This is a genomic window from Mycolicibacterium palauense (genome assembly GCF_002592005.1).
Classification (GTDB): Bacteria; Actinomycetota; Actinomycetes; order Mycobacteriales; family Mycobacteriaceae; genus Mycobacterium; species Mycobacterium palauense.
On the sequence record NZ_NVQF01000004.1, the window covers coordinates 40,814 to 54,668 of the forward strand.

The following is a 13,855-nucleotide window of genomic DNA, read 5'->3' on the forward strand; positions in this document are numbered from 1 at the left end:
GCCGGTCACCGAACCGAAAGGTGCCCCATGGCTCCCACTCTTTCCGCTGGCCGCTCCGCAGTCCGCGCCGTGCACGTCCTCAAGACTCTGCCCCACGGCGCTGCCCCCGACGCTGCGCAACGCGCCTGCTTGGAGCAGTTCCCCGGTTGGGGCGCGGCCTCTCCTCTGTTCGACCCCCGGCCCGCCGCGTCGTGGGCCGCGCTGGCCGACGCCCTCGACGATGCGGACCCGGCGGCGATGAAGGCCGCCGCCCGCGTGGTCGACACGTCGTTCTACACCCCTCCGACGTTGATCGAGCACATCTACCGGCTGCTGCAGCGCGCCGGCTTCTACGGCGGCGACGTCGTGGACCTCGGGTGCGGCAACGGCCGCTTCCTCCGCCACGCTCCGGCCGACCTGCCCATCAGCTACACCGGAGTCGAGGTGGACCCGACCGCCGCGCGCATCGCCGCCGTCCTACACCCCGACGCCAGGATCCTGCAGGACCGCCTGCAGCAGGTGTCATTGCCCAACAACCGCTTTGACGCCGCCGTGGGCAACGTCCCCTTCTCGGCCGCCAACGTCTCCGATTCCGCGATCGCCTTCTACGGCCCCTTGCACGAGTACTTTCTGGTGCGGGCAGCGCGCGCGGTGCGGCCGGGTGGCTACGTGGTGATGGTGACCTCACGGCACTCCATGGATGCGGCCACCGGACTGTCCCATTCGTTGCGCAAGCACGCCGATCTGTTGGCGGCCATCCGCCTGCCGGCGGGCTACTTCGCCGGCGAGGGTACCGATGTGGTGGCCGACGTCCTGGTGCTGCGGGTCCGCGCCGCCGACGAGGCGCGGCAGGGGTGGGACACCCGCCAGCCCCACCACTACGTGACCGGCCCCGATGGGCGGGGCCGTACCGACTCAGCTCGAGTGAGCGGTTTCTGGGCGGCACACCCCGAGCTGGTCGCCGGCACGATGCGACTGACCGGGTTCCATCAGAACCCGGTCACCATCGACGCCGACGACCCGCACGCAGCGGTCGCCGCCGCCTTCGCCGCCGCCGACCGTATGCTGCTGCCCTACCCGAGCGACGCCGCGACCACTGTCGACTTCTCCGACGTCACGCTCACCGACGCCGACGGCCGCAAAGAGGGTTCGTTCCACCTCGTCGACGGCGCGATGACCCGCGTCCTCGACGGCCAGCTGCAGCCCGTCACACGACCGAGCAAGGAGTTACACGCCCTGGTCGCCCTCCGCGACGCCACGGTTGACCTCGTGACCGCCGAGGCCGATTGGAGCACCCCCGATGCGGCTCTTGATCCGCTGCGAATCCGTTGCCGTGAGTCCTATCTGGCCTATGTCGAGCGCTTCGGCCCGCTCAACCGCGGCACCCTCGTCGAGGGCAAGACCGACCCCGACACCGGTCTGCCCAAGCTCAGCTGGCGCACACCCACCATGTCCGGCTTCAGGGGGGACCCGGATGCCGCTCTGGTGTTCGCGTTGGAGCGCTTCGATCAGGAGACCGGTGACGCCGCGCCCGCGGCGATCCTGCAACGTCGCGTCAACCGGCGCCCCGTTCCGGTCACGCGGGCAGGCACGGCCGGCGAGGCGATGGCCGTGTCCCTCGGCGAGGGCCGCGGCTTGGACCTGACCCGCGTCGCCGATCTTCTGGAGCTACCCACCGCCGCCGCCGCTTTCGCTGCCCTTGGAGATCTGGCCTACCGCGACCCCGCCACCGGTCGTGTGCAGACCGCACGCGACTACCTGTGTGGCGACGTCCGCGCCAAGTTGCAGGATGCTTTGGCCGCAGCGGCAACCAATCCCGCCTACGAGCGCAATGTGACTGCGCTGCAACAGGTACAGCCACGCTGGCTGGGCCGAGACGAGGTGCGCATCGAGTTGGGCTCTCCGTGGGTGAGTGCCGGCGACATCGAGGACTTCTGCCGTGAGGTGTTCGAAGCGTCCTGGGTTCGGGTCCATCACATCGCCCCGCTGGCGGCGTGGGAGGTCGAGGGCAACGCGCACAACATCTCCCCCGACGCCAAGATCACCTACACCACCACCCGCAAGTCGGCGTTCGACCTGCTGCAGGCCGGGTTGAACAGCACCTCGCCCACCGTCTACGACGAGGTGTACGACCACGCTGCCCGGACGACCCGCCGGGTCCGCAACGCCGACGAGTCGGAGGCCGCGCTGGCGGCGCTGGCCGCGATCGAGCAGCGGTTCTCGCTGTGGGTGTGGGAGTCGCCGCAGCGCGAAGAACGTCTCCTCGATCGCTACAACCACGCGATGAACTCCCACGTGCTGCGCCGCGATGACGGCTCGTACCTGACATTCCCCGGCCTCGCCGATGATCTGCAGTTGTGGTCCTGGCAGCGCGATTTCGTCGATCGCGCCCTGTCCGTCCCGGTCGCCTTCGCCGCCCACAGTGTCGGATTGGGCAAGACCCGTACAGCGATTGCGCTGTGCATGACATTACGGCAGTTCGGAATTGCCAACCGGCCCCTCTACATCGTCCCCAACCACCTCATCGAGCAGGCCCAACGCGAGGCCTTGCAGACCGCACCCGCGGGCAAGATCCTCGTCGTCACCCGCGAGGACCTGACCCGCTACGGCCGACGCCTGTTCGCCGCGCGCTGCGCCACCGGCGACTGGGACATGGTGATCATGACCCACGAGACGTTCGCCTCCATGCCGGTCCCGACCGAGGTGGAACGCGAATGGCTCGACGACCAGCTCGCCGAGTTGGAGGACTACAAGCGCAGCCAGGGCGACAACGGCAAGCGCATCGCCGCGGCCGTGCGCTCGCTGGAGGGCCGCATCGAGCGGCTACGCGACGTCGCCACCGACGCCGAGGCGATCACCTTCGACATGCTCGGCATCGACTACCTGGCCGTCGACGAGGCCGACCGGTTCCGCCGGCTGCCGATCACCACACGCGCCGAGGGGTTCAGCATGGGGGCCAGCAAGCGCGCCACCGACCTGCTGCTGAAGCTCTCGATGCTGCGCCGCGCCGACTCCTCTCGCCCGTACGCGAGCCTCTTTACCGGAACCCCCTACACCAACACGCTCGCCGAAGCATATGTGTGGCAACGCTTCTGCGACCCGGACCGCCTCATCGCATCCGGCTTGGGTCACTTCGACGCGTGGGCGGCGCAGTTCGTGCGCTACGAAACCCTGATCGAGGTCAGCCCGGACGGCTCGGGCTTCCGCAGCCGCCGCCGCCCCGTGGTCATCCAGAACGTCCCCGAGTTGCGCACGATGATCGGGGCGTTCATGTCGATGGTCCGCAGCTCGATGACGGACTTGAAGCTGCCGACACCGCATCAGCACACCCTCGTCGTGCAGCCCACGGACAACACCCGCGCCTTCATGGCCGGCCTGGTCAAGCGCGCGGACGACCTGCGTGCCCGCCGCGTCCAGCCCGACGCGGACAACATGTTGGCGATCTGCGGGGACGGCCGCAAGGTGGCCCTGGATCCCAACCTGGTCGGGTTCTGCGAGGTCGCCCCGAAACTGGAGGCGGTCGCCGACAACGTGGCCTCGATCTATCACCGCACCCGCGATACCCTCTACGCCAATTCGCCTGTGCCGGGGGCCTTTCAGCTGGTCTTGTGCGATCTGGGAACGCCGCACCCCGGCGATGCGCAGAGCTACGGCAGGATCCGCGCCGGGTTGATCGCCCGCGGCGTGCCGGCCGACCGGATCCGCTTCATCCACGAGGCGACCAGTTCGAAGGCACGCGAGGCACTGTTCGCCGCCTGCCGAGACGGCCGCGTGTCGGTATTGTTCGGCTCCACACCGAAAGTCGGTGTGGGAACCAACATTCAGAATCGCATGGCGGCCATGCACCACGTGGACCCCACCTGGACTGCGCGGGACTGGGATCAGCGCAACGGCCGCGGTGTGCGAACCGGCAACCAGCACGACCACATCGACATCTACTGCTACGCCGTACAGGGCTCCTTCGACGCCTACATGTTCCAGCTGGCCGAGCGTAAGAGCCGCGGCTTCGAACAGCTCTACCGCGCCGACAGCGAGGTGCGCGAGATCGAAGACCTCGGCGGGGACGGAACCCTGACCTTCGGCGAGCTCAAGGCCGCGGCCGCCGGCAACTCGCTACTGCTGCGCCAGCACGAACTGCAGGTCACCGTCCGCAAGCTACGCCTGAAGCACATGACCGCACGCCAGAACGTCAACGCCGCCCTGGACGCTGCCGCCGAGGCCGAGCGCCACGCCGACGCTCTGCAGGCGCGCGCCGAGCGTTTGCACGAGCTGGTCGAGTACCGCCCCCAGTTGCCACCGCTGGATCTGTCGCGCTGCGCCGAGGCCGCGGTGAACGGCAACGGACACCGCGCACGCTGGTCCAGCGGCCCACTGCAGGTGGAGATCATCTCCGAGCACGGTGACCAGCACGTCAAGGTCGGCTTCGGCTATCGGACACTGTGGACGCAGCTGGTGCCCGCCAAGGTGCATCGCCGCGGCGCCGAAGCACTTGCGGCCTGGTCTCACCAGCTGGTCAGTGCGTGGCTCGACTGCGCAACCGGTGAGGCCGCGGACGTGGCGGCACGGGCGCAGCACGCCCGCGATCGGGCTGAGCAGTCGCGCGCGGCGGCTGTCGGCACCGACCTGTCCGCACCGGCCGAGCTGGTCGCAGCGGAGGCCGAGCTGGCCGATGTCAGCGCCGCCATTCAGGCTGAGATCCTCAACGCCGAGTCCGGTCCTCGCGGCGAGCAGGCCGCCTGACCGTGCGGTGTGGGGCTGCGCCGGTGCAGCCTCACACCGCCTGGGCCTGCGCCAATGCCACGTCCCCAGCCCTGGCGGGCGACCGCGGCCGGTTAAACTCGGCGCTGTGAGGCTGCCGGGGTGCGCGCGGGGAAACACGCCATGGTGAAGCGCAAGAGTCTGCCGTGGGCACCCAACTGCGTGCCCGACATCCGCCGACAATGGTGCAACGCTCTGGACAAGCTCGTCGAGCACCAGTCCACCGCCCTGACCGAACCGTCCAACACCTCGGGTGCGGGCGAGCTACGGCTGCAGCGGCTGCAAGCCAAGTTGGCCGAGTCGCTGAGCCAAATGAGCGCGGAGTCCGACGTGATACGCAACAGCGCTGAGCTGTTCTGGGTATCCCGCGACATGGTGGACGTCGCCCTCGACGCCGCCGACTCCCTGCCGGAGTGGACACCGGCGATCGCCGCACCCTCGCCCACCGGGTTGCTCTGCTGGGCCAGGCCCGCCGGCAACGTACCGTGGAATGCGTTGAGCCCAACCGATCCCACCGAGGTCACGTGGGACGGCCTGTGGTGGCGGTCTCGACCCGACGGGCAACTCCAGCTGCAACCGCTGTCGCGTCTGGCCAAGCACCCGGATCTCCTCAGCCCCTATCAGGTGACCTCACCGCTGTGGGCGACGAACCCGACACTGCTGCTGGATCCGCTCGTTCCGCGCACCGCCGAGGCGGCGCACGCAGCCGACGCCTCTCCCCTGGTCAGCGTCGTGGGAGCCGCCTGGCTGCTCATGGGCCAGCCCACGGTCACTGCGACCCGCGTCTTCGACGACGCCCCGCGAGCACGAACGCAGGCCCCCGAACCGGCGACAAGCAATCCGGACCGGGTGAGCATCATCGAGTTGCGCCGCCCCATGAGCCCGCCTCGCGAACACGACGGTGAGTCCAGCGAGCGCCAGTACCGCACTCGGTGGTGGGTCGGCGGACACTGGCGCCAGCAGGCGTGTGGCCCCAACCACGCCGACCGGCGGCCGAAGTGGATCGCCCCGTATGTGAAGGGCCCCGAGGGAGCACCTCTCAAAACCGACCGTGTTCATGTCTGGCGCCGGTAGGAAGGAGGTTCAACGCGATCGGCCACCACCAACTCCTCGTCGAGCAGACCGTAATCGCTGCTTTGAGTGGCGCCGCGCGTTTGGGGCGCGTGGCGCACATCTGGAGCACGCGCTGGGTAAGGATGTCGGGCGGTGAGAGGCTGAGCGGCGGGTGGGCGTTGTTCGCCACCGAGGAGTTTCAAGGACCACCGGCGGGCCGGTTCATCCAACGCGCGTGGCGGCGAAGCGGGGGCAAAAGATTGAGGGCGCCGCGGCCGGAGCCGGGCGCCCTCTCTAATGAGGCAATTCATTCACCAATATGGCGGGTACGGGAAGTTGGTCACGAACTCCGACACCTTGGGGATCAGAGTCGTATGCACGAACGGCCGGCCGTACTCATCCAGCAGTTCCGTAATTCCCCATCCGATCAGCTGCCGGACGACATAGAGGCCGGCTCGCTGGACCAGGGAGGGAATCTCGCGGGGCGCCTTCGGGGTTGCCCCCGAAGGCTTCGGACATCGGTGCTCAGTCATGTCGACTGCCTTTCCGTTGCGGCGCATCCGCGCCAAGCGGCTGCTCGGCCGTGATATGCACCTGCAGTCAACTCTAATGGGCGGTGACGTTTGGTGTGCCGTCTAGAAAGTTGGTGCAGGCTTGACAACCTCGCCGAGATCGCTGCCCCACATCAACAGCTCAGGCCGCCAGCCAGTTCCACACCCATCCAAGTTGCGATGTGGCGATCAGATCCGACCATCAGCACCAGGCGGCGGCATCGGGCTGGGGATCGTCAGGGTCGGAGGAACTCTCCCGGAGGTAGCGCCGACACGCTCCAGGCGCGTCCCGCCGCAAGCCACCTCCTCTACCTTGAACAGCGATTGTCTTCCAGACACACTGCTACACAGAACCATTGGGCGATAGGACGCATCACCGGGCAGTGGCCGCATGTGCCACCCGTTGACGGCCGGGACTATGCGCCCTACCTGGTCAGCTGAAGCAAGCGCGCGTCAGTCCACGGCTTGGACGTAGATGTCGAGCGCGCGTTGAATGACGCTGCTCCCCCGGTAATCGCGGCGCGCCTCGTCTACGAATTGGCGATTGTCCTCGGCGCTGAACTGGCGGCCGGCGCCGCGCGGATAGCGCTGCGCGGGTTCGCCGGGCGGAGCCCACCTCAGCGGCGGGTGGGTGGCAATGAAATGTGAGATCACCGCGAGTTGGCGCAGCGGATCCTGCAGCCCGTGCAGCCCCGGCCCGTAGATCTCGGCAGCCGTCGGTAGGCCGGCGCCGAACGCCATTGGCGCGAGGTTGCGTCGACCTGGGTGGCGCGCGTCGGCGATGGCATCCCAGACGGGTTGGGCGATCATGGCCATGACCACCGCATCGCCGTCGAGCACGGTGCAAGGCGGATAGATGCCTCCGTAGAGGTTCGAACAGGTGGTCGTGCGCTCGATGAGGTAGAGCAGCGATTCGATGGCGATGTCGGGATCGAACCAGAGGGGATCCCCGGCGTGGGTGTAGTCGTGCGCATGGAATCGGCCCGACCGAAAGGCGTTGGAGAAGAACGACGTTAGAGCTGCGTTGCGGTAGCTGGCGGTGATGGTGTCGAGGCTTCCGTACCCGTCGTAAGCCCCCTGCACGCCGAGCGAGATCGGGTAGTAGTACCCCTCCGGATCGCGTCGCAGCAGCACCGCGGTCGCGTCGACGCTGGTCACATTCACCCCGGTGATCAGGCAGGCGGTGTCGTAGAACCCCATACACCTTCCCCTTTCCTCATGTTTGCTGTACTCTAGTCTTGACTTGCTGGTCAACAGCGCTCATTGTCGATAACGTGACTGTCTAGTAACCATTTTCGGGTCCGTAGCCGCCTCTTGCCATGTTCGCGAAGCGGGACATGTGAAGTTGGCTGGCGACGGTTACGGATCGGCAGGGTCCCGCGCGGTGCTTGCCGATGATGATCTCGGCTTCTCCCGCTTGCGGATGATCGCGTTCGAAGGCGTCGGGTCGATGCAGCAGCATCACGACGTCGCTATCCTGCTCGATGCTGCCCGACTCGCGAAGGTCAGACACCATGGGCCGCTTGTCCGTTCGCTGTTCGGGGCCGCGGTTGAGCTGGCTGATGGCGACGACGGGAACGTCGAGTTCCTTAGCCAGCAGCTTGAGTGTCCGGGAGAATTCCGAGACCTCCTGCTGACGGCTCTCGACCTTCTTTCCGGAGGTCATCAGCTGCATGTAGTCCACCACAACGAGTTTCAGATCCGTCTTCTGCGCCAGACGGCGGGCCTTGGCCCGGATCTCCATCATCGTCAGGTTGGGTGAGTCGTCGATGTAGAGCGGCGCCTCGCTGATGTCGCTCATCTTCTTGGCCAGCCGGGTCCAGTCGTCGTCGCTCATCTTCCCGGAGCGCATGCTGGCCAGTTTGATCTTCGCCTCGGCCGACAGCAGCCGCATCACGATCTCGGACTTGCTCATTTCCAGGGAGAAGATGACGCTGGCCATCCGATGTTGAATCGAGCACGATCGCATGAAATCCAGTGCCAGCGTGGAGTTGTGGGTGGGCACCATGCCGCTGCCGGCGAGGTACAGGTGGTCGTCGTTGTCGACCTGTACGCACCGCACGGCCACGCTGTGCCGAGCGCGGATGGAGGTGACGGTGCGCTCGCCGGCCACGACGTGGATCGCTTCGCCGGGCCAGCCTGGGGCCACGACGTACCCGAGGGTGCTGAGCAGCTCGACGGCCAGGGTGCGGTTCTCGGCCAGGCGCCAGGGCGCCTCGATGGTGAAGCTGTCACCGGGCCCGCCGGTGACGGTGCTGGCGTGCAGGAGCCCGCGCAGCATGGCTCGTCGCTGCTCCAGTGACCCGCGCAGGTACCGCGACATCACCGAGTCGTATCCGGCGAGCGCAACGCTGCGGTCGCCGGCCAGGAAGCGGCCGACCGTGTACGGGTCGTCGCGCTGGGTGGCGATCGCGGGCAGCTCGACGGCGGCGGCGGTGGGGATGGTGTCGCCCACCCGCAGTTCGGCGGTGATCGCGATGCCGCGTCGAGTCGCCCACTGGTGCTGTTCGTCGGCGGTGATCACCGTGCCGTCGGAGAATTCGATGTCGTAGCAGGGCCGGCCGTGGAGGACCTCTGTCGCCGCGACGACACGGGTGGGGCGGCCGTCGGCGCCGAGCAGTTCGTCTCCGACCCGGACCTCATCCATGGTGGTCCAGCCGGTCGGTGTGGGCAGAGCGGTGTTGAGCGCCAGCGCCTTCCCGACGCCGGGGCGCGCCGCGACGGTGATCATCTGGCCGGGGTGCAGCCCGTTGGTCAGTTCGTCGAGTTCGATGAACCCGGTGGGCACACCGCGGGCCAGGCCGCCGTTGGTGCTCAGCTCGTCGAGTTCGTCCATCGCCGGCTGCAGCAGATCGGCCAGCGCCACGTAGTCCTCGCGGCGATCTCGATTGGTGACGTCGTAGACCTCGGCTTGAGCGCGGTCGACGACATCGGCGACGTCGGCGCCTTCTGCCCCCGCGTAGCCGTACTGGACGACGCGGGTGCCCGCCTCGACGAGACGGCGCAGCGTCGCCTTCTCGGCCACGATCCGCCCGTAGTAGCCGGCGTTGGCCGCGGTGGGAACCGTCGCCAGCAGGGTGTGCAGATAGGGCGCCCCACCAACGCGGCGCAGAGTGCCACGGCGGTCGAGCTCGGCGGCGACGGTCACCGCGTCGGCGGGTTCACCGCGGCCGTAGAGGTCCAGGATGACGTCGAAGATGCTCTGGTGACGCGGCTTGTAGAAGTCACCCGGCCGCAGAGCTTCCAAGACGTCGGCGATCGCGTCCTTGCTCAACAGCATCGCCCCGAGCACGGACTGCTCGGCGCTGTCGTCGTGTGGGGGCAGCCTGCCGTAGTCGCTGTCGTCGGAGCGTTCGCTGACCGCTGCGGATCGGTGATCGAGGGCGGTCATCTCCGGTCTCCTTCCTGTGCCGTCGTGTGGTGAGTACCGCCGGGCCGATCCGTTTCCGTCACCGCAGGCTGGATCCGTGCCCGTGATCTGCGGTGACGGCAGGTCCCCGCGTCAGGCGGCGGCAGGCGCGATGCCGCCGGCGTTGGCGGTGGTCCGGGGGGTGGCCGAGGCTGAGCGCAGGACGCCGCGGAAGCCGTCCGGCGTGGCCAGACGGGAGCCGGCGGGCCGGTGCAGGTTGTAGCGCTCGTGCAGGGTGAGCGCCACGAATTTGGGGAGTGCACCGGTGCCGTGCTTGCCGTTGGCCTTTTTGGCGCGCGCCAGGGCGCCGACCCGCTCGGGGGTCAGGTCGATCAGCGCGTCGACGAGGGTGTCGCAGTCGAACTGCGCGTCGGTGCCGAACGCGTCGAGCATGACCGCCATCCCGCCGACCATGGGTGCGTCGAAGGCGTTCTGCTGGGGTCCCCATGTGTCGTGCAGCATTCTGAGGCTGTCGCGCAGCAGGGGATGTCCGCCGCGGCTGCCGACGATCTTCTCCAGCATGGCGGTGCACCTGATGTGCCCGTCCTTGGGTGCGTCGTCGACACGCAGTCCGACCCGCGCCACGGTGGCCTCGATCGCGGCGACGTCGGGGTCTTTCTGCGCGCGTCGCGCTTTCCACCTGTCCCAGGTGCTCAACCGGCGGCGGTGGACGTCGATGCCGTGGAACAGCTGGGCCTCTTCGGCGACCGACAGGCCGCTGTGGACGCGGGCGGCGATGGATGCGGCCGGATTGATGGCATTTACTGTGGCCCAACGGTGTTGGCCTTCGATCACCGCGTAGCGCGGGTTGTGGTCGGGTCCCCGGTCGGAGACCTCGATGACTCCGAGCAGCTTCGGCTCGAAGGAGTTGGTCATGGTGCGCACGCGCTGCGGATCCAGGGGCCGTTGGTAGGTGTGGTCGACGAATAACTCGGTGACGGGGATGGCCAGGACGTAGGGGGCCAGCGGGTGGGGTGTGGTCATCGGTGTGCCTCCTTCGCGGGTACGTGGGCGGGGGTGACGAGGGCCCAGGCGACGTGGCGGCGCCCCGGACGGCGCAGGCGCCGGACCTCGCCGCGGTGTTCGAGGACGAGCAGGTTGCGGTAGACGGTCTCGTTGACCAGTCCCGGCGCCCAGCGCGCCAACAGCTGGCGCAGCTCGGCGGTGGTCAGGTCGCCGCCGGCCTCGGACAGGACGTTGAGCAGGTGCTTGCGGACGAGTTCGGGATCCGGGTGCTGTGCGCTCACCGCGCCACGACCGGTTCGTCGGCGCGGTGGTTGAAGATCTCGACCTGCGGCGCCGGGGGGCCGGTGATGGCCGCGCATGCCGGGCACAGCGGTGCGCCGTCCTTGAGTAGTGCGCTCGGCGCGGCTTGGATGAGGCGCACTCCGCACCGGGAGCGCGGCGGCCGCCCGAACGCGACGTCGAGGAGGTGCTGCACACGCCCGACGCAGTGGATGACCTGTGTGCCCTCGTAGCGCCGCCGGCAGCCGCAGCGCTGGCCGTGGGGTGGATCCCAGTGCCGTAGGGAGCCGTGCAGGTAGTAGTCCGGAACCCAGGACGCCGGGGTGGCGATGACGCTGGCGGGCGAGGTCATCGCCGTCCGCCGGTTCGTCCGGCCACCCACAGCGCCTGGTAGTCCAGGCGGGCCAGCAGGTGCAGATCCTGGGCGGGCAGCGACGGCAGCATCCGGGCCAGCGCCGCCGCGGCGGTACCGTCGTACTCCATGGCGGCCGGGAAGATCGCCGTCACGTCACCGGGGATGTCGGCGATGAAGCCGCCGCCGGCGATGTCCTCGCCGAGGTGGCGGACGGTCCAGCCGTACTTGCCGACCAGTCGCGCGAGCAGCCATGCTGCGGTGCGCGCCCGCGTCAGGGGTTGTTGGCCGGCGGGCACGGTGGGCAGCGCTTCGCCGCGTCGCCAGTTGCGGTGATGGCGGTGCGGGGAGCCGACCTGCGATTGCACCAGCCAGCACAGTTGGGTGAGCCATTCATCGCCGGTCTCGGCGTCGTTCTGGCCCAGACTGGCGACCGCCCTTGCCAGTTCGAGCAGCCGGTGTGCGGGCGCGTTGCCCGGAACCTGTTGGCGTGCTGGGCGGTTGCCGCGTAGGTCCCAGCTCACGGTGACGGTGCGCCGTGTCGGGGTGTGGGCGGTGACGAAGGCGGTGGCGGTGTGGGCGTCGAATTCGAGGCGCTTGGCGTGCCAGCCGTAAGCCGCGAGATCCACTGCGGTCCAGTAGGCGTCGACCACCTCGGCGGGCGGCTGGTCATCACCGAATCCGGGGATCTGGCGGCGCCCGGAGCGCTGCGCGGGCCGGGTCATCCCGCCAACCTCACGTCGTGGTCGTCGTCGGTGGTGGCGGCGATCGCCGCGACATGGTGGTCGTCTTGCGCGGGATGGATGTCGATACCGCGCTTGAGCCGACGTCGCTCGCGTTCGGAGAGTCCGCCCCAGATGCCGAAACGCTCGTCGTTGTCGAGCGCCCATTTCAGGCACTGGTCCCGTACCGGGCAGCCGAGGCAGATCTTCTTGGCTTCCCTTGTTGATCCGCCTTTCTCCGGGAAGAACGCATCGGGGTCGGTCTGCGGGCACAACGCCCGCTCGTACCACTCCTCGTCCGACGGTTGCGGTGGCTGGCTCTCCAGCATGGCGGTCAACTCGATCACGGCGGCTTCAGACATCGCGCTACCTCCTTGGGTCAGTCGCTTTCGCGGTCCCGAGTGTGCAAATCCAACCCGTTATGATTTGCACATCCGTGGGCCTAGATTAGCGATTGACTAGGGCAAATACGCTTCCCGCTATCGGTAACTTTATCTCTGTAGGTGATTTTGTCGTGAGCGGGTTGTGAGCGCTGTGTGCACGTCGACGGGTTGGTTGCCGTGGCCTGCGGCGATGTCACGTCCCTGATTGAGTGGTCGCCAACGGCCGGTGGCGACCTCGGTGAGGCCGCCACTCGGGGGCACTGTCATTTGCGCTGGCAGCGGCGCTGGAGCGTAGCTAGGCCGGTCGGAGCGTCGACCCGACTTCGCTGTAGTCGAATTCGAACATCGCCAGGAGGTCGGTGTTGAGTTCGTCGAGGGAGGCTGCGGCGAGCTCGTTCTCGGCCGCGGCGGCCCAGAATGTGCTGTCGGCGACCTCGGCGACGACACCGGCCCGCTGTGCACGCTGGTACAGACTGTCGAGAGTCGCCACGCATTGATGCAGCACCATCAGCCGACCCAGGAGAGCCTCGGTGAGATGCCTGGTTTCCCCACGCAGCGCGGCCGCCCACGCGCCGGTGACCAGGTGCCCGACCCGAACACGGTTGATCTCGTGTTGATCGAGAACACAAGCGGCGCGGGCGATCTGAAAGATCTCCTCGTCCGCGTCGAAACGTGTTCGAACGAGGGTGAGCCCCGGCAAGTCCCAGGCCGGACTCTGATCGAGCAGGCTCACGATGGTGAACCCTTCGAGAAGGAAGGCGCCGCCGGCCGAGACCGGGCCGGCACCGGCGAGGGGATTCCAGTCCAGAGTTCGCTGAGCGACGTGGACCTCCGCGGCCTGGGATCTGGTGAGCTTGAGTGGGTCACGGTTGGCCCACAGCAGCAGCGACGCGACGACCAGCGCCGCGCCGCCGCAGGCCGCGGCGCCCCAGGCGGCCCACGCACCGATGCCGGCGTCATCGTCGGGGGCGCGCAGGCTCAGGGCCGCGACGAAGGCGAGCATCACCGCCGCGGCGACCCAGCACACGGCGCCCCGTGGGGAGATCCATCGCGGGAGTCGACGGCGGCGCGGCCCAGGGGTGCCGTAGAGCGCGGCGGGATGCATGCCACTGGCTCGCCGGCGCACGATCAGTTCGGCTGTCGGGGTGCTGAGATCCGCCAGGCGCAGCGGCGCGAGGTACCGCCCACGCCACAGCCAGGCGGGTCCGTCAACGGTGATACTGCGGCGGTCCTGGGCTTGCCAGAACGCCAGCCGCATCCGAATGTGGGCCTTGAGCGCCGTGCCGACGGCCGCGGTGCCGTCGTCGCCGTGTTCGCTGTCCACCTCAGGTCCTTCTCCCGTTCCGGGGAGCGAAAATCCCCCTCGGAGAATGCAACTCCGGCACGGGGCACGTTGCCGCACC

General features: G+C 68.4%; 9 protein-coding genes and 1 pseudogene. 2 read left to right on the forward strand and 8 right to left on the reverse strand.

Annotated features, from left to right (window positions below; genetic code table 11):
• Positions 1 to 27 precede the first annotated feature (27 nt).
• Both CSR00_RS02655 and CSR00_RS02660 read left to right on the forward strand, forming a co-directional pair.
• On the forward strand, positions 28 to 4,719 hold the full coding sequence (locus tag CSR00_RS02655; protein ID WP_099020861.1) for a DUF8437 domain-containing protein: 4,692 nt from the start codon (positions 28 to 30) through the stop codon (positions 4,717 to 4,719).
• A gap of 141 nt (positions 4,720 to 4,860) precedes the next feature.
• Entirely contained in the window at positions 4,861 to 5,811 is a 951-nt protein-coding gene (locus CSR00_RS02660) for a hypothetical protein (RefSeq protein WP_099020961.1), read from the forward strand.
• Positions 5,812 to 6,794: 983 nt separating this feature from the next.
• Here CSR00_RS02660 and CSR00_RS02670 read toward each other — a convergent pair.
• The 8 genes and pseudogenes from CSR00_RS02670 to CSR00_RS02705 all read right to left on the reverse strand — a co-directional run bounded on the left by CSR00_RS02670 (position 6,795) and on the right by CSR00_RS02705 (position 13,776).
• The gene (locus CSR00_RS02670) at positions 6,795 to 7,541 is read right to left on the reverse strand and encodes a hypothetical protein (RefSeq protein ID WP_099020863.1); all 747 of its coding nucleotides are present in this window, start codon (positions 7,539 to 7,541) and stop codon (positions 6,795 to 6,797) included.
• A gap of 82 nt (positions 7,542 to 7,623) precedes the next feature.
• Positions 7,624 to 9,732: a replicative DNA helicase gene (gene dnaB, locus CSR00_RS02675; RefSeq protein WP_099020864.1), complete on the reverse strand. Its 2,109-nt coding sequence runs from the start codon at positions 9,730 to 9,732 to the stop codon at positions 7,624 to 7,626.
• A gap of 111 nt (positions 9,733 to 9,843) precedes the next feature.
• Positions 9,844 to 10,734: a DUF6551 family protein gene (locus CSR00_RS02680; protein WP_099020865.1), complete on the reverse strand. Its 891-nt coding sequence runs from the start codon at positions 10,732 to 10,734 to the stop codon at positions 9,844 to 9,846.
• Positions 10,731 to 10,997, reverse strand: a complete 267-nt coding sequence (locus CSR00_RS02685) for a Fur family transcriptional regulator (protein WP_099020866.1) — start codon at positions 10,995 to 10,997, stop codon at positions 10,731 to 10,733. Before CSR00_RS02685 ends, CSR00_RS02680 begins: the two co-directional genes overlap by 4 nt.
• On the reverse strand, positions 10,994 to 11,347 hold the full coding sequence (locus CSR00_RS02690; protein ID WP_099020867.1) for a hypothetical protein: 354 nt from the start codon (positions 11,345 to 11,347) through the stop codon (positions 10,994 to 10,996). Before CSR00_RS02690 ends, CSR00_RS02685 begins: the two co-directional genes overlap by 4 nt.
• Positions 11,344 to 12,072 carry a hypothetical protein gene (locus tag CSR00_RS02695; protein WP_099020868.1) on the reverse strand — a complete coding sequence of 243 codons (729 nt, stop codon included), beginning with the start codon at positions 12,070 to 12,072 and terminating at the stop codon, positions 11,344 to 11,346. Before CSR00_RS02695 ends, CSR00_RS02690 begins: the two co-directional genes overlap by 4 nt.
• 83 nt (positions 12,073 to 12,155) lie before the next feature.
• Positions 12,156 to 12,431: pseudogene (locus CSR00_RS02700) on the reverse strand (WhiB family transcriptional regulator); the annotation flags it as partial.
• 316 nt (positions 12,432 to 12,747) lie between these two features.
• The gene (locus tag CSR00_RS02705; RefSeq protein ID WP_099020870.1) at positions 12,748 to 13,776 is read right to left on the reverse strand and encodes a hypothetical protein; all 1,029 of its coding nucleotides are present in this window, start codon (positions 13,774 to 13,776) and stop codon (positions 12,748 to 12,750) included.
• Positions 13,777 to 13,855: the final 79 nt, after the last annotated feature.

What these genes read in the sequence shown, in the direction of transcription:
- CSR00_RS02695 (WP_099020868.1), bottom strand. Translation starts at nt 12,072, where the DNA reads ATGACCCGGCCCGCGCAGCGCTCCGGGCGCCGCCAGATCCCCGGATTC.
- dnaB (WP_099020864.1), bottom strand. Translation starts at nt 9,732, where the DNA reads ATGACCGCCCTCGATCACCGATCCGCAGCGGTCAGCGAACGCTCCGAC.
- CSR00_RS02655 (WP_099020861.1), top strand. Translation starts at nt 28, where the DNA reads ATGGCTCCCACTCTTTCCGCTGGCCGCTCCGCAGTCCGCGCCGTGCAC.
- CSR00_RS02680 (WP_099020865.1), bottom strand. Translation starts at nt 10,734, where the DNA reads ATGACCACACCCCACCCGCTGGCCCCCTACGTCCTGGCCATCCCCGTC.
- CSR00_RS02670 (WP_099020863.1), bottom strand. Translation starts at nt 7,541, where the DNA reads ATGGGGTTCTACGACACCGCCTGCCTGATCACCGGGGTGAATGTGACC.
- CSR00_RS02690 (WP_099020867.1), bottom strand. Translation starts at nt 11,347, where the DNA reads ATGACCTCGCCCGCCAGCGTCATCGCCACCCCGGCGTCCTGGGTTCCG.
- CSR00_RS02660 (WP_099020961.1), top strand. Translation starts at nt 4,861, where the DNA reads ATGGTGAAGCGCAAGAGTCTGCCGTGGGCACCCAACTGCGTGCCCGAC.